25 protein-coding genes and 1 pseudogene are annotated in these 17,579 nt (G+C 38.2%); 21 read left to right on the top strand and 5 right to left on the bottom strand.

Annotated elements, in window-relative coordinates; all coding sequences use genetic code 11:
• Positions 1 to 217: 217 nt before the first annotated feature.
• From MHB53_RS11785 to MHB53_RS11775, 3 genes are all read left to right on the top strand, one after another.
• Complete coding sequence (locus tag MHB53_RS11785; RefSeq protein WP_340918440.1) at positions 218 to 1,633, top strand: glycoside hydrolase family 1 protein; 1,416 nt, start codon at positions 218 to 220, stop codon at positions 1,631 to 1,633.
• The gene (locus MHB53_RS11780; protein ID WP_340918437.1) at positions 1,630 to 2,520 is read left to right on the top strand and encodes an ROK family protein; all 891 of its coding nucleotides are present in this window, start codon (positions 1,630 to 1,632) and stop codon (positions 2,518 to 2,520) included. The genes MHB53_RS11785 and MHB53_RS11780 overlap by 4 nt, the downstream gene beginning before the upstream one ends.
• Positions 2,521 to 3,120: 600 nt before the next feature.
• On the top strand, positions 3,121 to 3,999 hold the full coding sequence (locus MHB53_RS11775) for an ROK family protein (RefSeq protein ID WP_340918435.1): 879 nt from the start codon (positions 3,121 to 3,123) through the stop codon (positions 3,997 to 3,999).
• Between the two features lie 129 nt (positions 4,000 to 4,128).
• On the opposite strand, the gene MHB53_RS11770 is transcribed toward MHB53_RS11775, so the two are convergent.
• Complete coding sequence (locus MHB53_RS11770) at positions 4,129 to 4,761, bottom strand: YigZ family protein (RefSeq protein ID WP_340918432.1); 633 nt, start codon at positions 4,759 to 4,761, stop codon at positions 4,129 to 4,131.
• 221 nt (positions 4,762 to 4,982) lie between these two features.
• A complete protein-coding gene (locus MHB53_RS11765; protein ID WP_340918429.1) occupies positions 4,983 to 5,876 on the bottom strand; it encodes a tyrosine-type recombinase/integrase in 894 nt (297 codons plus the stop codon).
• Between the two features lie 69 nt (positions 5,877 to 5,945).
• Here MHB53_RS11765 and MHB53_RS26385 point away from each other — a divergent pair, with 69 nt between their 5' ends.
• Both MHB53_RS26385 and MHB53_RS26380 read left to right on the top strand, forming a co-directional pair.
• On the top strand, positions 5,946 to 6,254 hold the full coding sequence (locus MHB53_RS26385) for a DNA methyltransferase (protein ID WP_445661430.1): 309 nt from the start codon (positions 5,946 to 5,948) through the stop codon (positions 6,252 to 6,254).
• Between the two features lie 154 nt (positions 6,255 to 6,408).
• Positions 6,409 to 6,888, top strand: a pseudogene (locus MHB53_RS26380) (dUTP diphosphatase).
• 100 nt (positions 6,889 to 6,988) lie between these two features.
• Here the strand turns inward: MHB53_RS26380 and MHB53_RS11745 are convergent.
• Complete coding sequence (locus MHB53_RS11745; protein WP_340918425.1) at positions 6,989 to 7,117, bottom strand: YjcZ family sporulation protein; 129 nt, start codon at positions 7,115 to 7,117, stop codon at positions 6,989 to 6,991.
• 110 nt (positions 7,118 to 7,227) lie between these two features.
• On the opposite strand from MHB53_RS11745, the gene MHB53_RS11740 reads away from it, so the two are divergent.
• On the top strand, positions 7,228 to 7,671 hold the full coding sequence (locus MHB53_RS11740; protein ID WP_340918422.1) for a DUF1064 domain-containing protein: 444 nt from the start codon (positions 7,228 to 7,230) through the stop codon (positions 7,669 to 7,671).
• 75 nt (positions 7,672 to 7,746) lie between these two features.
• Here MHB53_RS11740 and MHB53_RS11735 read toward each other — a convergent pair whose 3' ends face one another.
• Positions 7,747 to 8,028 carry a hydrolase gene (locus MHB53_RS11735; RefSeq protein WP_340918420.1) on the bottom strand — a complete coding sequence of 94 codons (282 nt, stop codon included), beginning with the start codon at positions 8,026 to 8,028 and terminating at the stop codon, positions 7,747 to 7,749.
• A 129-nt stretch (positions 8,029 to 8,157) separates the two neighbouring features.
• On the opposite strand from MHB53_RS11735, the gene MHB53_RS11730 reads away from it, so the two are divergent.
• Both MHB53_RS11730 and MHB53_RS11725 read left to right on the top strand, forming a co-directional pair.
• Positions 8,158 to 8,316 carry a hypothetical protein gene (locus MHB53_RS11730; RefSeq protein ID WP_340918417.1) on the top strand — a complete coding sequence of 53 codons (159 nt, stop codon included), beginning with the start codon at positions 8,158 to 8,160 and terminating at the stop codon, positions 8,314 to 8,316.
• Positions 8,317 to 8,629: 313 nt separating this feature from the next.
• Positions 8,630 to 8,821: a hypothetical protein gene (locus tag MHB53_RS11725; protein WP_340918415.1), complete on the top strand. Its 192-nt coding sequence runs from the start codon at positions 8,630 to 8,632 to the stop codon at positions 8,819 to 8,821.
• Between the two features lie 269 nt (positions 8,822 to 9,090).
• Here the strand turns inward: MHB53_RS11725 and MHB53_RS11720 are convergent, their stop codons facing one another.
• Positions 9,091 to 9,822, bottom strand: coding sequence for an ATP-dependent DNA ligase (locus MHB53_RS11720; protein ID WP_340918413.1), 732 nt, complete (start codon positions 9,820 to 9,822; stop codon positions 9,091 to 9,093).
• Positions 9,823 to 9,928: 106 nt separating this feature from the next.
• On the opposite strand from MHB53_RS11720, the gene MHB53_RS11715 reads away from it, so the two are divergent.
• The 13 genes from MHB53_RS11715 to MHB53_RS11650 all read left to right on the top strand — a co-directional run bounded on the left by MHB53_RS11715 (position 9,929) and on the right by MHB53_RS11650 (position 17,494).
• Positions 9,929 to 10,180 carry a hypothetical protein gene (locus tag MHB53_RS11715; protein ID WP_340918410.1) on the top strand — a complete coding sequence of 84 codons (252 nt, stop codon included), beginning with the start codon at positions 9,929 to 9,931 and terminating at the stop codon, positions 10,178 to 10,180.
• A gap of 17 nt (positions 10,181 to 10,197) precedes the next feature.
• A complete protein-coding gene (locus MHB53_RS11710) occupies positions 10,198 to 10,410 on the top strand; it encodes a hypothetical protein (RefSeq protein WP_340918408.1) in 213 nt (70 codons plus the stop codon).
• Positions 10,411 to 10,499: 89 nt separating this feature from the next.
• A complete protein-coding gene (locus MHB53_RS11705) occupies positions 10,500 to 10,664 on the top strand; it encodes a hypothetical protein (protein ID WP_340918406.1) in 165 nt (54 codons plus the stop codon).
• 310 nt (positions 10,665 to 10,974) lie between these two features.
• Entirely contained in the window at positions 10,975 to 11,202 is a 228-nt protein-coding gene (locus MHB53_RS11700) for a hypothetical protein (protein ID WP_340918403.1), read from the top strand.
• Positions 11,203 to 11,234: 32 nt separating this feature from the next.
• The gene (locus tag MHB53_RS11695) at positions 11,235 to 11,789 is read left to right on the top strand and encodes a hypothetical protein (RefSeq protein ID WP_340918400.1); all 555 of its coding nucleotides are present in this window, start codon (positions 11,235 to 11,237) and stop codon (positions 11,787 to 11,789) included.
• Positions 11,789 to 11,923: a hypothetical protein gene (locus MHB53_RS11690; RefSeq protein ID WP_340918397.1), complete on the top strand. Its 135-nt coding sequence runs from the start codon at positions 11,789 to 11,791 to the stop codon at positions 11,921 to 11,923. The genes MHB53_RS11695 and MHB53_RS11690 overlap by 1 nt, the downstream gene beginning before the upstream one ends.
• Positions 11,924 to 12,124: 201 nt before the next feature.
• Positions 12,125 to 12,607 (top strand): phage holin family protein, encoded by a 483-nt coding sequence (locus MHB53_RS11685; RefSeq protein ID WP_340918395.1) that lies wholly within the window; start codon positions 12,125 to 12,127, stop codon positions 12,605 to 12,607.
• A 43-nt stretch (positions 12,608 to 12,650) separates the two neighbouring features.
• A complete protein-coding gene (locus MHB53_RS11680; RefSeq protein ID WP_340918392.1) occupies positions 12,651 to 13,259 on the top strand; it encodes a peptidoglycan recognition protein family protein in 609 nt (202 codons plus the stop codon).
• 194 nt (positions 13,260 to 13,453) lie between these two features.
• Positions 13,454 to 13,828 carry a hypothetical protein gene (locus tag MHB53_RS11670; RefSeq protein WP_340925023.1) on the top strand — a complete coding sequence of 125 codons (375 nt, stop codon included), beginning with the start codon at positions 13,454 to 13,456 and terminating at the stop codon, positions 13,826 to 13,828.
• Positions 13,829 to 13,967: 139 nt separating this feature from the next.
• Complete coding sequence (locus MHB53_RS11665) at positions 13,968 to 15,524, top strand: multicopper oxidase family protein (protein WP_340918388.1); 1,557 nt, start codon at positions 13,968 to 13,970, stop codon at positions 15,522 to 15,524.
• A gap of 841 nt (positions 15,525 to 16,365) precedes the next feature.
• Entirely contained in the window at positions 16,366 to 16,662 is a 297-nt protein-coding gene (locus MHB53_RS11660; protein ID WP_340918386.1) for a hypothetical protein, read from the top strand.
• Between the two features lie 204 nt (positions 16,663 to 16,866).
• Complete coding sequence (locus tag MHB53_RS11655; RefSeq protein ID WP_340918383.1) at positions 16,867 to 17,133, top strand: hypothetical protein; 267 nt, start codon at positions 16,867 to 16,869, stop codon at positions 17,131 to 17,133.
• A 127-nt stretch (positions 17,134 to 17,260) separates the two neighbouring features.
• The gene (locus tag MHB53_RS11650; protein WP_340918380.1) at positions 17,261 to 17,494 is read left to right on the top strand and encodes a hypothetical protein; all 234 of its coding nucleotides are present in this window, start codon (positions 17,261 to 17,263) and stop codon (positions 17,492 to 17,494) included.
• Positions 17,495 to 17,579 lie beyond the last annotated feature (85 nt).

The raw sequence follows: 17,579 nt of genomic DNA, 5'->3' as shown, positions 1-17,579 counted from the left end.
CACAGAGGTCAGCACATCGTGTGCAAGTCTGGTCCTCATCCTATGCCGCCTCGAACTTCTTGTTTTTAATTTGGCAGCTTTTTGAACACGCACTATAAGTTAGTAATCTATTAATATAAAAGTTATTTCGGAAGATTAGAAAGGCGATAGGGTTATTGCAGCACGCAAATTAGCTTCCATCGCCTTTTATATGATGAATAGAAAGGATTTGATTGATATGAATAAAGAATTTTATCAGTTTCCAAACGGTTTTTGGTGGGGGTCTGCTTCATCTGCGACGCAAATGGAAGGAGCATCGACGCTAGAGGGAAAAGGAGAGAATATTTGGGATTATTGGTTTCAGGAGGAATCTAATCGTTTTTTTAATGGCGTTGGTCCCGGAAATACATCTAATTTTTATGAGCGATATAAAGAGGATATATCTTTAATGAAAGAACTTGGTCACAATAGCTTCCGTCTGTCTATCTCTTGGTCGAGACTTATTCCGACTGGTGATGGTGCGGTCAACGAAAAGGCTGTTACATTTTATAAAAATGTGTTAAAAGAGATGGTTGATCAAAATTTGGAACCTTTTGTAAATCTTTATCACTTCGATATGCCGATGGTGATGCAAAGAAAAGGTGGGTGGGAAAGCCGCGAAGTAGTTGATGCCTATGTGCGTTATGCTTCTATTTGCTTTGAGCTTTTTGGCGAGATGGTGAACAAGTGGTTTACACATAACGAACCGGTTGTTCCTGTAGAACAACAATATTTATATGGTGCTCATTACCCTGCTGAATGTGATTTTTCGAAAGCTGTACAAGCTGGTTTCCATTCCATTCTAGCAAGTGCAAAAGCTGTGAAAGAATTTAAGGCGAAAGGACATAAAGGTGAAATTGGTGTTATTTTAAATTTGACGCCATCCTACCCACGTAGCAATCATCCAGAAGATGTCAAAGCCGCAACTATCGCTGACTTATTTTTTAACCGATCGTTCTTAGATCCATTTGTAAAAGGCGAGTTTCCAACAGAGCTTGTCGATTTAATAAAGACAGAAGGCTTCATGCCAGATATCGAAGCGGGAGATTTAGAGCTCATTGCAAATAATACCGTTGATTTATTAGGAATCAATTATTACCAGCCTAGGCGGGTGAAGGCGAAGGAAAATATGCCTAATCTAAATGCTCCATTTTTGCCTGAACGTTACTTTGATTATTATGAAATGCCCGGAAGAAAAATGAATCCATATCGCGGATGGGAGATTTATGAAAAAGGTATTTATGATATTTTAGTAAATGTGAAAGAGAATTATGGAAATATTCCATGCTTCATTTCAGAAAATGGTATGGGCGTCGAAAACGAAGATAGATTTCTTAATGATGAAGGTCAAATTCAGGATGATTATCGCATTGATTTTTATAAAAACCATTTGAAATGGATGCATAAAGCATTGGAAGAAGGCGTCGATTTAAAAGGATATCATGTCTGGACGTTTATAGATAATTGGTCGTGGTTAAATGCATACAAAAACCGTTATGGTTTAGTATCACTCGATTTAGAAAATGGCTACAAGCGGACAATTAAAAAGAGTGGAGAATGGTATCGAGAGCTATCTGTCCAAAATGGTTTTTATGATAAGGATTCAACAAGATGAAGCTTTACTCAGTAATGGATATTGGTGGAACGTTCGTGAAGGCGGCTGTGATGAATCAAGCAGGAGTTGTCATATCAGAGGAAAGAATACCAACTCCAGAGCAAGGTAATGGTGAGACATATAAGCTAATACGCAGCATAGTGCACAAACATATGAACGAACATCCAGCTATTTCCGGTCTTGCTTTGAGTGTTCCAGCAGCTGTGAATGTTGATAACGGCTTTGTTTCATATGCTGGCTCCGTTACAGATTTAATTGGTACCCAAATAAAAACCGAACTTGCCGATCTAGGAATACCTGTTGAAGTAGAAAATGATGCGAATTGTGCAGCACTTGCTGAGAAATGGAAAGGCAATGCGCAAGATGCGGAATCATTTTTATGTGTCACGGTGGGAACGGGAATAGGTGGGGCGATTTACTTACATGATGGAATTTTACATGGGCAGGAAGGAATGGCTGGAGAATTTGGGTTGATGCTTTTAAATCACACAGGGGAGATGGATGATTTATTCGCAAAGTGGTCGTTTAGTCGTGTTTCTTCTACATGGAATATGATTGATCATTTAAACAGAAATTTCCACACGACGCGAACCGGAGAAGAGTGGTTTGCGTTGTATGATAGTGGTGACAAAGAAGTAGGTGCAATCGTGGAAAAATTTTATTATCGATTGTCACTTGGAATTATCAATTTAATGCACATTTTTGCCCCAGAAAAAATAATGGTCGGTGGTGGCATTAGCGAGCGAGAAGATCTAATCCAATTTGTTCGAAAGCAAGTGGCATTAGTACCTACACCAATTGCAAAAAAAGTAAAAATCGAGGCTTGCAAACAAGGAAATCAAGCGGGGCTAATCGGTGCCTTGTATCATTTTTTAAAGGGAAATTAAAAGATGTGAAAATTGGCCTAGCTACGATACACAGGATGTGGCATATAAATGTGTTTTACGATAAAGAAACACGAACAAGCTAAAGGTCTTCGTGTTTCTTTTATCATTGGCATGCTAAGGAGCGTTGCTAGACCTAGACTTTATGTGATTATGTTGAGTGGTTCATAAATCGTCCGAGTGGCAGGTAAAACATGTTGAGTGGCTTATAAATCGTCTGAGCAGCCAGTAAAACATGTTGAGTGGGTCATAAATCGTCCGAGCGGCCAGTAAAACATGTTGAGTGGGTCATAAATCGTCTGAGCAGCCAGTAAAACATGTTGAGTGGCTTATAAATTGTCCGAGTGGTCAGTAAGTTGAGTGGGTCATAAATCGTCTGAGCAGCCAGTAAAACATGTTGAGTGGCTCATAAACTGTCCTAGTGGCCAGTAAATCATAGTGAGCCGTTCTAATCTAGTTGACTATCCTGTAAGTTTGCCCAAGTTACCTGTAATAATAACGTATGTGACTTGGGTTTTGGGCTTTTATTTAAGCGATGTCATACCTCCATAAACATGGTAAACTATTAACATAATAAATTATAGTAGAGATGGAGTGTTTCTTATGTTAGGAGCAATTGAAGCAGGGGGAACGAAATTTGTGTGCGCGGTTGGTACGAAAGAGGGAGAACTGATCGAAAGGATACAAGTTGATACTGAGACTCCTGAACAAACAATGCCGAAAGTGATTGCTTTTTTTCAAAAGCATCCGATCAAAGCACTAGGAATTGGTTCATTTGGACCGATTGATATTGAAAAGACAAGTAATACATACGGAAATATTACTTCTACACCTAAGCCTGGATGGGGAAATTACCCATTTGTTGAAACGATGAAAGCAGCCTTGAATGTTCCGATTGAATTTAATACTGATGTAAATGCGGCTGCCTTAGGTGAGTTAATGCATGGAGCAGCTCAAGGACTTGATAGTTGCTTATATATCACTGTTGGGACAGGCATTGGTGCGGGCGCTGTTGTTCAAGGTAAGTTGTTACAAGGGCTCTCTCATCCAGAAATGGGGCATGTACCAGTTCGTAGACATCCAGAAGATACGTATAAAGGCCGCTGTCCATATCACGGTGATTGCGTGGAAGGAATGGCCGCGGGACCTGCTATTGAAGAACGTTGGGGTGCGAAGGGGGTTCAGCTCGCTGATCGTCAGGAAGTATGGGAGTTAGAAGCTTATTATTTAGCGCAAGCGCTGATGCAGTATATTTTAATCGTAACGCCGAAAAAAATAATTATGGGTGGAGGCGTCATGAAACAGGCGCAAATTTTCTCACTCGTTCAGCAACAAGTACAAAAGTTATTGAATGGATATGTGGCAGTTCCGCAAATTACAGAGTCAATTGATGAGTATATTGTACCACCTGCACTTGGTGATGATGCTGGAATTACTGGGGCACTTATGTTGGCGAAGCAGGCATCTGAAACAACTGTATGATAAACGAAAAAAAGATTGACTAGAATCGTAGATTCTAAAGTCAATCTTTTTTTTTGATAAGAAAGTATTGGTTTTCAGAGATGCTTTTTAAAGGAAATGTTATCTTTGTCTAGCTCTTAGAAGGCATTTTTAGATATCTATTTCCAAATATAACTTTTCTCCTGCCATAATAACCGCTTGTCCATTCGTGATATCTGTCATCCATGCGCTGAAGTTATCTATCTGTGCCTCTTCGACATATGCTTCAACCTCTACCTGTTCAGAGTAATGGATTTCCTTCAATTGGTAGACCGAAGTGCGCAGTTCGTTTTCTAATTTACCTAGCCATGAATAGTCCACTTTGACGCGCATTACAACCGTTAACTTGCATTCTACAACACCAACAGCATTAATCGCTTCTGATACAGATTTACCATAGGCACGGATTAGCCCTCCAGCCCCAAGCTTAATACCACCAAAATATCTTGTCACAACTACTACCACGTCTTTTAAATCACGCTTTTTCAGCACTTCCAGCATCGGAACACCTGCAGTGCCACTCGGCTCGCCATCATCATTCGCTTTTTGAATCTGATTTTGTTCTCCAATTAAATAAGCGGAGCAATTATGCGTGGCATCCCAATGCTTTTTTTTGATTATTTGGATAAACTCCTGAGCATTTTGTTCTGATTCCGCTCGGCTAATATAGGTAATAAATCTTGATTTTTGAATAATGATTTCATGTTCTCCCTTTTCCTTGATTGTAAAATAGTGCGGAAGCATCACATCAATCTCCTCTCAGATCAGAAATTTACTTAACATATGATTGTAAATAAATCTTAATGTTAAGGAAAATTATACATGATATAATAATGAGTGTTTTTTAAGGTGTTGGGGTGATTGGTGTAACAAGGTTTGTCGGGAGTTAAGAACATATGTGTTCCCTTGAAAATTTGCGCGTAATATACAAAAAGTATACACACAATATACAATACTATTTACTATCATTCTAACAAATCGACTGCTTTTAATAAATCTTCTATGTCCTTATGAGTATATACGCCATCCGTAATATCTTTCGAAGCATGCCCCATGATTCTTTTTATTGATAGTTTGTCAGCTCCAGCACGATCTATGATCGTTGCAAACGTGTGTCGACTGTCGTGTGGTAAATGAACGAGTTCAAGCTCCTTCATCACCTTGTTCCATATACGATTACGGAAACTCTGATAATCCATTTTCTTGTTTCTGGACCCGACCAATAAATACTGATTAGCTGTCATTCTTTTTTCAACAAAACCAACAATGTTCTTATTTAAAGGAATGACCCTGTTTTTACTGTGCTTGTTTTTGACGTCGCCCCTCATATACCTTTCCTCGATATTTATGTTAGCATTCTCCATTTTAAGAAGTTCAGCCGGTCTCATTCCTGTATAGATCAATATTGAGATTACATCAACATCAGGTATTTTATCAATATTATCCCTAAGAAGCTTTATTTCAGCAGCTGTAAAAGGTTTTCTACTACTTTTGGTGTCATCACTAGCAATATCAACAAATTCCTCATAGTCTTTATCAACAATATCATTTTCCATCGCTACTTTATACATCTGGCTATAAAGTGTTTTAATTTTAATTTTCGTCTGACCTTTGGGGCAATTGTCTATCACTTCTTGCAAGTGAGCTTTTCGTACTTCAACAAATTTTATGTCATATAAGGTTTCTGAATGATTATATGCCATTGCATAGCTATTATAAGATGACACTAACGTATCCTTTTCTTCGGTTGTTTTCTCATCCCAGTTAGGGAATCTTTGTTTCATGAATATATGATACAAGTCTGTAAATGAAATTTTTGCAGCTGATAAATCGAAAGGGTTTTTATTATATTCAGCCAAGGCATTCATAGCTTCTTCACGTTTTGCATAATATTTATTAGTTCTTTCACCTTAGCTTCTGGATCAGTGGTGAGGTCATGGAATAGAATAGGATGTTTTTTCAGTTCTTCAAAAAGTTTTAGTTCTTCTATAGAAAGATCTTTACCAGCTACAGTTACCTTGTTTAAAGATCTTTCACTATTTGATCTACCTAATAAATTGGCTGGCGCTCCTGCAAATGGAATTGTATTAGACCCATTCTTCGGATCCGGAACAACAGGGTTAGTTGCATTAAAACATGGCCGTAATTTTGTTGGTGTCGAATTGAATCCGGAATATATAAAAAATGCGGAAAATCGATTAAGCGATGTGCAACTGGAACTAATAAATGAAATGTAGTTGCTACACAGTGCGACCATAAACCCCCACAACGGAGGTAACCCAATGAATAAATGCCTGAAATACGAAAAGTCATTCAAGAAAAAACGCAGTAGTTTTTGCTCTACTTGCTTCGACAAAGTGATAAGGATGTGGATGGTGTGAAGCTTGTTAATTGTTTGAAACGCAGAAGGTGCTCGATGATCGGATCGTAAAAGAAAAAGGTTTAGAAGGTCAGGATTTGCTAGATAAAAAGATTCTTGCTTTACAGGTTGAGCTGGGAGAAATGGCTAATGAATTACCGGTAGTTTTCAAGTTTTGGAGTAATAAGAAGAATGATTATGATAAGGCGTTAAAGGAATATGTGGACTGTCTGCATTTTATCTTGTCGTTCGGTAACTCCATTGATTTAGAAGTTTGGAAAAAATACGATACTTCCTGGATGATATGAACAGAAAACCTTACGAACCAATTTAATGGGTTGTTTAGAAAAGTCGGGGATTTCAGCCATTATAAAACAGTTGGGAATTATCAAGTGATCTTTGACTTATTCATTGGTCTTGGTGCCATGCTTGGCTTTGATTGGGAGCAGATCGAGGAAGCTTACATCAGTAAAAATGAAATCAATCACGAACGTCAGGCGAGTGGATATTAAAAGAGCGCCTGGCGAAAGCGCTCTTCATGAGGTGAGTAAAGATTAAACTGAACGAATCGGTTTTTTTACTGCCTGTATGTGTGCGGAGGCTAACTGGCAACTAACAGATAAATGCTGCGCCGACAATAATCAGCAGAATGAAAAGGACAACAATTAAAGCGAAAGAATTGCAGTTTCCATAGCCGCCGCCGTCATAACCACCGCTACCATAACCACCGCAGAATCCCATAAACTTCACCGCCTTCTTAAAGGTTACTTCAGCATATGCGGGTTGTGGCGAAGCGAGCTAGGTCAAGAAAAAATGGGTGAATTAACTAGATTTAGCAAAAGGAGTTCAGTATGAGACAACGCATGTCAGTACAGGAATATCAGAATATCAAGAAACCTAAACGATCTAAGTACGGCAATAAGAAAACAACATTGGACGGCATTGTTTTTGATAGCAAAGCAGAAGCGAAATATTACGAGCAATTAAAATGGCTGCAGGAATGCAAAGAAATATTGTTCTTTCGGACGCAGCCACGGTATCTCTTGCAAGAAGCTTTTGAAAAGGATGGCAAGACTCATAGAAAGATAGAGTATGTAGCCGATTTTGAAGTACACCAGAAGGACGAGAGCATTGAAGTGATTGATGTGAAGGGCGTTGAGACGGACGTATTCAAGATGAAAGAGAAGATGTTCCATATCAAGTATCCCCATAAGTTGTCGGTGGTTACGTTGGATCCAGTGTTTGGGTGGATTGAGTTGGACAAGCTTAAAGAACTGAAAAGGTTGAAAGAATGAAGCGATTTGTTAAGCGCAGAATGCGGATTTTATTGAAGAGGGTCTCCTTCGCTAAGAAAGAAACCCTCTCACAACTCAGTCTGCTTCTATACGGATAGCGTCGATTTTTTCACAGTCAACAATAAGTGTTGAACCTGGCTCTGTCATTGGATCTGTAAAGAATGCACAGCAATCTTTACGGTTGAAAGAGATGAAAACAACATCTTCTAACACTTGACCACCGGATAAAAATACATCAACTTCAGTCTGTGTTTGTAATCTTCTTAATTGATTACAAATACATCCTTGGCAGTGATTGTCATCTTTTTCATGATTTTCATTCCAAGAGTCGTACCCGTTACATTTTCTACGAGTCATTTTTAGGACCTCCTTTCTTGTTTTGTAAGGCTGTCTTACATTAATAATTTATGATTCTGAAGTGAAATCGATTGGACAAACAATGCAGTGTAAATATACATCTTTAAAAACTGAAAAGAAGGTGAGGACATGTCAGTTAGGTGGTCGATCGAGCGCAAGGCGAAGTCACTGGACAATGAGTTGCTGCAAGTCGTGGAGGTATACGCTCCTGGTGAGAACAAGGAAGCTGTTAAACAAAAAAATAAGCAGTGGTCGTATCGTAGGGAATTGATTTTGATTGGTAGGTAGTGGACAGAAAGAGCGAAGGAAGGAGTGAGTCGTAACAGAAGAACGTGTAAAACGATTAAATAAATCAAATGAATTACTTGCCTTCATTGTTAAAACTGATGGAGACAGACACAATCCATTTTTCGGTCATAAAACAGATGAGGGTTCACTGATAGCTGGCTATTTTTTATTCAATGCCAAAGACCAACTGCGCTATGTTGATCCCTATACCAAAGAGTTAGTATCACTACATCCTCGTAGTAAAGACTTACGCAGAAAATGTACTGAGGGTGGTACAGGGCAAGAAATCATTCGTCAGTTAGGCAGATTTATTATGTTTAGTGAACAAGGGCATCTAAATGATTATAAAGAAGTATGGGGCTGGGAGTACGAACCTACTATGAATGTTCGGAAAAAAGCAATGGAAATCAGATTTATAAGTAGGGTGGACTATCCTCATCAACGTTGGGATATTGACACATTTTGTTCAATAAAAATAGGAAGAGAAACCCCAGAGAATTACTGAGGTCCCATAGATGTTATTGTCTTTTCTCTAGTTCTGTAATTCTTTTTTCAAGCTTTTTAATTTTAGATTCTGCATTACTGATTAAAGCAAGAGCACAGGCTGCAATGGCTAATGATACTATCCACATAAGTTTGGTACCTCCAATGATTATTTATAAATAATTACGTTGTAGGTCACAAAAGGTTTCAAATAAGTTTAACTGTGACTGTAATAAAAGAAAACTATATAAATACTAATTCATAGTTCGAACAAAGTGTGGAGAAGGTAAATTAAGATACCCGCTCCACAAAGCTTGGAATCCTAAGTAATCCTTTGCTAGTAAAATTACGAAATTTTACAGATGCCTTCAGGTTAGGATTTAAATAGAAAAATTTATCATTTTCTTTAATAACAAAATCAGAGTAAACATTATAGAATTCTTTTCTATTTTGGGGAGGCATGAATTCTAGTAATCCAGCATAAGTCCCATTTTCATAGTTTAAAAGTAATCCAAATTTATCTTTACGCAAACCAGCAATATAAACATTCTCATATTTGTAGTTAATAACTTTTAACCAATCTTTAGAGTGTTTATTGACCTGATAACCTGAATCGGCTCTTTTTAGTACAAGGCCTTCTAGGTCTAGTTGCTTAACGGAGTCGAAATAGGCCATACCATTGCCATTGGTCCAGTTAACTTTAGTTAGTAAATTGGTATCAACTGGGATAGATTGATTTAGAATTTCTTTTCTCTCTAGTAAAGGCTTAGAAGACAAATTTTCATTAGCGTAGTAAACGATATCGAATACACCATAGGTTATCTGGTGAGGAGACTTCTTCGATTTAAATCGTTGCATTACAGCTTCAAAATCGGGTTTGCCTTGATCGTCCGAAACGACAATCTCACCATCTAAGACTGTTCCGTCTGGGAAGTGATTTCGTTGTTTTGGGACAAACGTACGCCGGACGTTGCAGATTTCGAACGAATAGAAGCTGCAAAATAATTTTTGGGAATCCTTCAAGAAATTAAGGGTTCTAGAGATATTCAAAAGGTGCTGGAGGACAAACCGGAGTCTATTAGAAAGGGTGAAAAGGATATGAAAAAAGAAGATATCGAAAAAATGCTAGATGAAACAATTAGAACCAATTACTAATAAATTTAGTGAATTCGAGAAAGAAGAAGTTGGAGACGATGCTGATGATCCAACTCCAGAAGAAACACTCATAAAGCAGTTTGGTGAGGTTCTTGAAGAAAAGCTAACGCCACTCAATGAACGTCTTAATGCGGTTGAGAAAGCGCGAGGTATTTCGAAGCAAGCAGATGAGGAAGGACAAGAGCAAGTAACGGTTCAAAAACATTATTTAGACGGGTTTCTATAAAAGGAGGAATTTGACACATGAGAAATCAACAAATCATGAAAACAATTGTGACAGGTGATGTTACATCTGGATTATTAGCGCCAGAGCAAGCTAGTAAATTTATTCAACAAACGTTTGAAAAAACAGCGCTAGGTGGTTTAATTCGTAAAGAAATGCGTAAGGCGAAAACAGGTGAAATTGATAAATCGGTATTGATTCTCGTATTCTACGAGGGAAAACTGAAAACGTAGATGATGGGTACCGCGGGAAACCGAAGTTCTCAGATATCAAATATGCGACAACAGCAGTTCGCTTACCTTGGGAAACAGTGGTGGTAATGTTGGCTAGTAATACAGAGAGGTTAGATTTACTTAAGATTAACCCACAGACAGACGGCAACCAGACATTCAACATTGATACAATACTAAATGAGAACTGGGATCGTCTTGAAGACAAGGTGGCAATGCTTAACGCCTCCGAAGTAATAAACAGAGACGGATCGTGATACTGAGAGTGTCGTTAACTGGGTGCGCTCCTTTGGACTAGGAGGTATTGCTAAGGTATCTGAAGACTTAAACACTATTTCCGAGTCGGGTATGTACTACGCTTCTGATAATGCCTTAAAAGTCCCTACAGGTAACGTCAACAGATTCGGGGCGGTATATCATATACTTACTGCTGAAGGCGCCGCACAGCTGTATGTAACGCGCTCAGGTCGTTTGATCATACGTGGAGCAGCTGGCAATGTATGGGCTTCCTGGCAATCAGCTCCATCTCTGATCGAACAGAGCACTGCGATAGCAACGCATGCGGCATTGACCAACGTTCATGGATTGACTGGAACTTCTGTAGCGTTCGGAAAAGATGCTAATGCATACACTTCATTTACTGCCTACGGCATCGCCATCGGACAGGAGGCTCGAGGAGGATCGGGTTCGAATAGTAATGGTATAGGAATAGGTCGTTATGCCGATGGAGCAGGTAACAATGCAATTGCTTTAGGTGTACGCAGAAACTGGGAGAGATTCGAATTGTTGCTCTAGGTTCGGAAGCTGAGGCCAGCAGAAGATCATCAGTGGCTATAGGTGTCGGAGCAAAAGCATTGAATGATAATGAGAGAGTATTGGGTGCAGCTGAAGAAACTAATAATTGGAAGGTGCCTGGAGCGTTTTCTGTAGCAGGGACTAAGAACTTTGAAATACCTCATCCACATCCTGATAAAGAAGATACGCACGTACTTAGGCATGGTGCAGTAGAGAGTCCAACAGCGGGGGATACTTTATACCGTTTCACCATTGAAGCAACCTCGCCTAATGAAACAGTAGTGCTGGAGTTGCCTGACTACTTCCAGTACCTTAACAAGGACGTCGATGTTTGGGTAAATGGGCACCGTCACTTTGGAAGAGCGTTTGGTGAAGTAGAAGGCGATACACTGAAAGTAACCTGTGAGCTAGCTGGGGAATACAAAGTGCTGGTTATTGGCACAAGGAACGACAAGCACGATAGCGTACAGAACTGGCACATAAAAGGTGTAGAGCGTGAGATCGGAGAATCGTGGACAGGCGAAACTTATGTGTTCGAACTAGACGAAATCGTGGAAGTGACTGAAATTTCTGAGGAGGCAATATGATGAATATTATCATTAAAAGTACACGCATTCAATTTAAGAACCCGCAGATAGGTAAAGCATCGAAGGCAATACCGGAACATTTCTTCGGCAGGAATATCACTGCAAGTGTTGAAGGAGAAGAGAGGCTATTATGACTAACTCCAGATGTTTTAGGTTTAGAAGCTTCTGAGGAGGATATGATCACAGTTATCACAAATATTGTGGAACAAGAAATAGCAGAACAAAAAGCGAGAGATGAACAGGAAGAGCCATACGAAGCGTAGGCTTTTTTATTTTGTTACTCAAGGGCTGATATTCAGTCCTTTTTTATTTTGAATTAGAAGAGGAGAGTTGAAATGGATAAAATATATACACAAACAGGAGCAATCATATCAGGCATTATTGGTGCGATTGTAGGACCAAGCTTTAAATTTTTATACGGTGATAGTCATGTTGTTGGATCGGTCATGACGGCGTTGATATTTTTTATCGTGATGGATTGGATATCAGGAACGAGAGCAGCAAAGAAAGATAATACGTATGTGAGTAAATACGGTATCGACGGTATATTCCGCACGTTTTTTGTTTTGGCATTACCGGCAGGTGGTCATTTATTAGATGTAGTACTCGGTGCACCAGATGTCATTTTCGGAATGTTGGCATTTGGCGTTTTATATCACACCTTGCAATCGATGACAGCAAATGCAATACGTGCAGGATGGGGAGATTCTTTTCCAGACTGGATACTTACAAGAATAACAGATTGGGTTAAAGAAGAATTGGAGTCAAAATTGAAACGGGCAGCAAATAGGAAAAATGAGTTAGAGGGCGGCGAGTAAATCGTTGCTCTTTTTTTATTTTAAATTTGAAAGGATGATTAATATGAAACTTCTAAAGCACGGTTCAAAAATTGGAAATGCTATAGTCATTGTGGATATTATATCTAAAAATAACCCTAAAATTCGACCTGGGTATTCAATGAAGCCTACACACATTACCGACCACGACACAGGAAATGCGGGGCGCGGGGCAAATGCTGAAATGCATAATCGCTACATTCATAACATGGCGAGCTATCAGCCTAAAGACACGTCGCATGTTTCTTGGCATTTATCGGTTGATGGAAACTTTATCTATCAACACTTGCCATTTGACGAAAACGCATGGCATTGTGGAGATGGATCCAATACAAAGTCAGGAAACCGGGTATCGATTGGGGTCGAGAAGTGTATGAACGTTGATGGGAATAGAACGAAGACTGAAGAAAATGCGATTGCACTGCATGCCTACTTGATGAAAGCTTTTGGCTTCTCTTCTGGAAAGGTGGTTCCTCACCAATCTTGGTCAGGTAAATATTGCCCTGCTGTAATCCTAAAGAGGGATGGTAGCTTTAACCCATATAGAAAAAGAATTGACGCGGCATATCAACAATCGCTAGGAAAACCTGCTCAAGAACCAACCAACTCCACATCTACATGTACACAGTGGTAAGGGGAGACACTCTTGGCGCTATTGCGAAAAAATATAAAGCGACTATCCAGCAGTTGCAAAAAGATAACAATATCAAGAACGCTAACTTAATTTATGTTGGTCAAGTTTTAATAGTGAGCGAATCAAAACCAGTAACATCTAAATCTGCAAACACGCCTGCCGCCACTGATAATAAAATCGGAGGGACGTATAAGTTGAACAAATCAGTTGGAGGGTATGCCACAGCAGCTGATGCCAAGTCAGGTAAGAATAAAAAGACGACAGTGAAGGCGGGGGTATATTTTCTTTTCAACACGTCTGGTGACATGATAAACGTTACAACCAAAAATGGAACTCCAGGTAGCTGGATCAATCCTACAGATAATGGTTCGGGATCCGCATCTGCTGCACCGACAACATTAAAAGTTGGCCAACGAGTAAAGTTAAAGTCGAGTGCATCAAAATATGCAACAGGACAAAAGATTTCTGCATCGATTAAAAATAAGACATACACGATCCAGCAAGTTAAATCGGATAGAGTTTTACTTAAAGAGATTTATTCTTGGGTGAAAATATCAGATGTTCAGTAAATAAGGAAAACCGACCTACTCAAATTGAGAGTGGGTCGGTTTTATATTTATTGTTGACGGACTCAATAGACATAATGGACAAGTTCATGCTCATAAACTTACTCTGTAGATATTAACAGAGAGGAGGTCTTCCATTCTTATGCCTGAAAAGATAAAGCTTCAAAAATTCGTGGATGAACTGCCTATTCTAAACACTTTATCTCCTAAGATGCGAAATAATAAACACTCCTATTACGAAGTGACAATGAAGGAATTTTCTCAGAAGCTGCACAGGGACCTTGGACCAACCCGTTTATGGGGTTATGATGGAACATTTCCGGGTCCTACATTCGAAGTGATGAAGAATGAAACAGTGTACGTTAAATGGATCAATGATCTGCCCACTAAACACTTTCTTCCCGTTGATACAACCATTCATGGTTCCGAAATGACGCTTCCAGAGGGTAGAAGCGTTGTCCATTTACACGGAGGAAGAACGCCTGCCCATAGTGATGGTTACCCCGAAGCATGGTTTACGCGAAACTTTCAAGAAACGGGGCCTTTATTTCAACAAGAGGTTTATACGTATCCGAACATTGAGCGAGCCACAACATTGTGGTATCACGACCACACAGTAGGAATTACGAGATTGAACAACTACGCCGGACTCTCGGGCTTTTATCTCATTCGTGACGCGCATGAACAATCCCTTAATCTTCCGAGAGGTATATATGAAATCCCTCTTTTAATTGTGGACCGCTCGTTCAATCCAGACGGATCACTTTACTACCCTAGCACATCGGATCAAAACGACGCAAGCCTTCCGCGTCCTTCTCTGGTCCCTCCTTTTGATGCGGATACGATTCTAGTAAACGGGAAGGTCTATCCATTCTTGAACGTTGAACCAAGAAGATACCGATTTCGAATTTTAAATGCATCCAATAGTCGAATTCTTACATTAATGATGAATTCCAATCAGTCTTTTTATCAAATTGGCACAGATGGAGGCTTTCTTGAGACAAGTGTTTTACTAAATGAGTTTATACTTCTGAGTGCCGAGCGCGTAGATGTGATCATTGATTTTTCTCAATACTACGGTCAAACCATTACTCTCAAAAACGTCACCAAGAGTGCATCCCCCGAAACAACTGACGTCTTACAATTCAGAGTAAACGTTCCGTTAAAAAGTCCAGATACCAGCGCCATTCCTTACTATTTAGGGCCCATCGAACAACTTCCAAGAAGTATGGCAAAGAAAACAAGAGATTTAACACTCGTTAGAATCAAGGACCAATATGGTAGATCCTTGAATTTATTGGACGGAAAAATGTGGATAGACAGAGTTTCCGAAAGAATTGAAGTAAATACCGTTGAAACTTGGCGAATCATTAATATAATCGATGATGATCCTCATCCCATTCATCTCCATTTGGTTGACTTTCAAATTCTTGATCGCCAGCCTTTTGATGTTGCTCAATTTCAAAAAAACGGAAACCTAATTTTTACAGGACCTCCCACTCCTCCTGATCCCTATGAAATGGGATTAAAAGATACAGTTCGGACCCCCTTCGGTTACGTCACATCCATTATAGCCCGTTTTGGCCCCTTCACCGGGCGTTATGTGTGGCATTGTCACATGTTGGAGCATGAAGATCACGAAATGATGCGCCCCATGGAGATTTTTAAGAACCGGACTGAAAAAAATGGTAAGGGGTAAAAGCTAACAATAGGTGGCTTATCTTGATAAAAGAACAATAAGAGAAAATTAAAAACCAAGGATTTATGAAGAATCCCTATTGAACCTAGGATAAGCTATTTTTCTTTACGCTTAGCATCTTTTTAGGTGCTTTTTTAATTTGTATAATAAGCACCTGTTCATTAGTGTTTGGATTTAAAGTAACTAACCCTTGATTATCCACATTGTTAAGTATTTCATATATATAATAAGAACGCATAATAAATCAAGGGTAAATTATAACTCTAGTATTTTCTTCTTTTTTTCACATTGCAATAACCTCCTCTTAATTGGGGAGGTCTTTTTTATTGAAAAAAATATACATGATCCAGCAAGTTAAATCAGATCGGGTATTACTCAAGGAGATTTACTCTTGGGTGAAAAGATCAGATATATAATTATTGATTAAAGAGTCATAAGAAAAAATATTATGCGTACTAATAAATGTAATCTTCGTATCCATTGGCACCTCCTCTTAATTGAGGAGCCTTTTTTATTTTTTCGTTATGGCTTTTTTGTTATTGAAGGACCTTCATACTAAACTAAGGCACTCCAAGTTCAAAAAGGTTTTTTGCTCAATACCAATGAATGAATTTAGTGATTTTATAAAAGGGCATTAACAATCCACTTTGGGCCGCATACCATAGCATTAAAGGAACGAGTACTAAATGTAGTGACTCGCTAGGAGGGAAATAACATCGATAATGTATTAGTTAAATATGGTCAAACACTTCAACTGGTAGGCGGGACTTTAATTTATATTTCTAATAGGATGTATCCAGATTTTTTAGATGGAAAAATAAAAAATAAGGATCAGGTCTGTATGGACCTACAAAATTCAATTAGTGTAAGTAAAAGTAGCTTACAATCTCTAGAAACATTAATTCCTCCAAAATACATTATGAAAGAACATCAGCTGTTAGTAGAATCTATTAAAGGATTGGTTGATGCACTTGAATATTTGTTACGTAGCATTGAATTAAAGATGGTGTTAACGATAAAGGAAGTAGATTTGGAAAAGGAAATTATAAATTTAAAAAAAATTGAGAAAAAGGTAAATGTTGCATCTGAGGAGGTTGTCAGGAAAATAATGGTGAAGCGTATGAATTTAAATGGTTGATAAATAATATCAAACATTTTATTTAATTAAACTGCTCATTCAGTTGAACAAAGATATTTTACGCATTACTATCTCATAAAAAATACTTATAGGTATAAGAAAAAATTAAATCTTGTAAGTTAAACCATTTTTTTAGCAACCTCTTTATACACCTAGTTAAGTTAAAAATTGTTTGTTTTTATTTAAATTATTGGAGGCTTCTTTATGACAAGTAGTGGAAATGATAATCAAAAAGATCAAGCAATTAGTACATTAGAGCTTGCTGTTTGGGGTGAATTGTTATCTACACTTGGCGATGTGGTATCTACCATCGCAGCAGTTCAAGCGTTGGAAGAAGAACAAAAAGAACAACAAGAACAACAACAAGAACAAATTAGTAATAATAATATGCAAAAACAGATTGATTATTTGACCAATGAAGTGAAACAATTAAAAAAACAAATGAACAACGTAAATCCTCGGCGTTCTTAGGGTTCTATTAGTCTGTTGTCTGTTAGACTTATTATATTTATTAGTTGTCAGGTAATTCAACACGTCACTTAAAAATAAATAATGCATAAATTAATATGAAAATTCTTTTGCATAGGAGGCTAGAATTTTGAAATTAAATGATAATAATTTTGAACATAATGATTCAAATCACGAAACCGATGCTCAATTAGATGAGCTTATTGAAATTGGTAAAAAATTGATTAAAGTGACTGATTCTATTACCGCGGATGTATTATTACATTCTCTTGAAGAGTCTCAAAAAAGAAATGAAATAAACAAGATGCAGAAACAGATTAACTATTTAAAGACTGAACTTGAAAAATTAAGCAAAAAGAGTTAGAGAATTATTATTTTAACTAGGATAAGCTATTTTTCTTTACGCTTAGCATCTTTTTAGGTGCTTTTTTAATTAGTATAATAAACCA

It is taken from the genome of Bacillus sp. FSL K6-3431, assembly GCF_038002605.1.
Classification (GTDB): domain Bacteria; phylum Bacillota; class Bacilli; order Bacillales; family Bacillaceae_C; genus Lederbergia.
This window is presented reverse-complemented; position numbering and strand designations above follow the sequence as displayed.

Bases quoted from the DNA above. Each gene is read 5' to 3' on its own strand.
- MHB53_RS11685 (WP_340918395.1), top strand. From the start codon at position 12,125: ATGGATAAAATATATACACAAACAGGAGCAATCATATCAGGCATTATT.
- MHB53_RS11665 (WP_340918388.1), top strand. From the start codon at position 13,968: ATGCCTGAAAAGATAAAGCTTCAAAAATTCGTGGATGAACTGCCTATT.
- MHB53_RS11745 (WP_340918425.1), bottom strand. From the start codon at position 7,117: ATGGGATTCTGCGGTGGTTATGGTAGCGGTGGTTATGACGGCGGCGGC.
- MHB53_RS11740 (WP_340918422.1), top strand. From the start codon at position 7,228: ATGAGACAACGCATGTCAGTACAGGAATATCAGAATATCAAGAAACCT.
- MHB53_RS11775 (WP_340918435.1), top strand. From the start codon at position 3,121: ATGTTAGGAGCAATTGAAGCAGGGGGAACGAAATTTGTGTGCGCGGTT.
- MHB53_RS11735 (WP_340918420.1), bottom strand. From the start codon at position 8,028: ATGACTCGTAGAAAATGTAACGGGTACGACTCTTGGAATGAAAATCAT.
- MHB53_RS11725 (WP_340918415.1), top strand. From the start codon at position 8,630: ATGTTTAGTGAACAAGGGCATCTAAATGATTATAAAGAAGTATGGGGC.
- MHB53_RS11710 (WP_340918408.1), top strand. From the start codon at position 10,198: ATGAGAAATCAACAAATCATGAAAACAATTGTGACAGGTGATGTTACA.
- MHB53_RS11730 (WP_340918417.1), top strand. From the start codon at position 8,158: ATGTCAGTTAGGTGGTCGATCGAGCGCAAGGCGAAGTCACTGGACAAT.
- MHB53_RS11655 (WP_340918383.1), top strand. From the start codon at position 16,867: ATGACAAGTAGTGGAAATGATAATCAAAAAGATCAAGCAATTAGTACA.
- MHB53_RS11690 (WP_340918397.1), top strand. From the start codon at position 11,789: ATGAATATTATCATTAAAAGTACACGCATTCAATTTAAGAACCCGCAG.
- MHB53_RS11785 (WP_340918440.1), top strand. From the start codon at position 218: ATGAATAAAGAATTTTATCAGTTTCCAAACGGTTTTTGGTGGGGGTCT.
- MHB53_RS11780 (WP_340918437.1), top strand. From the start codon at position 1,630: ATGAAGCTTTACTCAGTAATGGATATTGGTGGAACGTTCGTGAAGGCG.
- MHB53_RS11660 (WP_340918386.1), top strand. From the start codon at position 16,366: ATGGACCTACAAAATTCAATTAGTGTAAGTAAAAGTAGCTTACAATCT.
- MHB53_RS11770 (WP_340918432.1), bottom strand. From the start codon at position 4,761: ATGCTTCCGCACTATTTTACAATCAAGGAAAAGGGAGAACATGAAATC.
- MHB53_RS11715 (WP_340918410.1), top strand. From the start codon at position 9,929: ATGAAACAATTAGAACCAATTACTAATAAATTTAGTGAATTCGAGAAA.
- MHB53_RS11680 (WP_340918392.1), top strand. From the start codon at position 12,651: ATGAAACTTCTAAAGCACGGTTCAAAAATTGGAAATGCTATAGTCATT.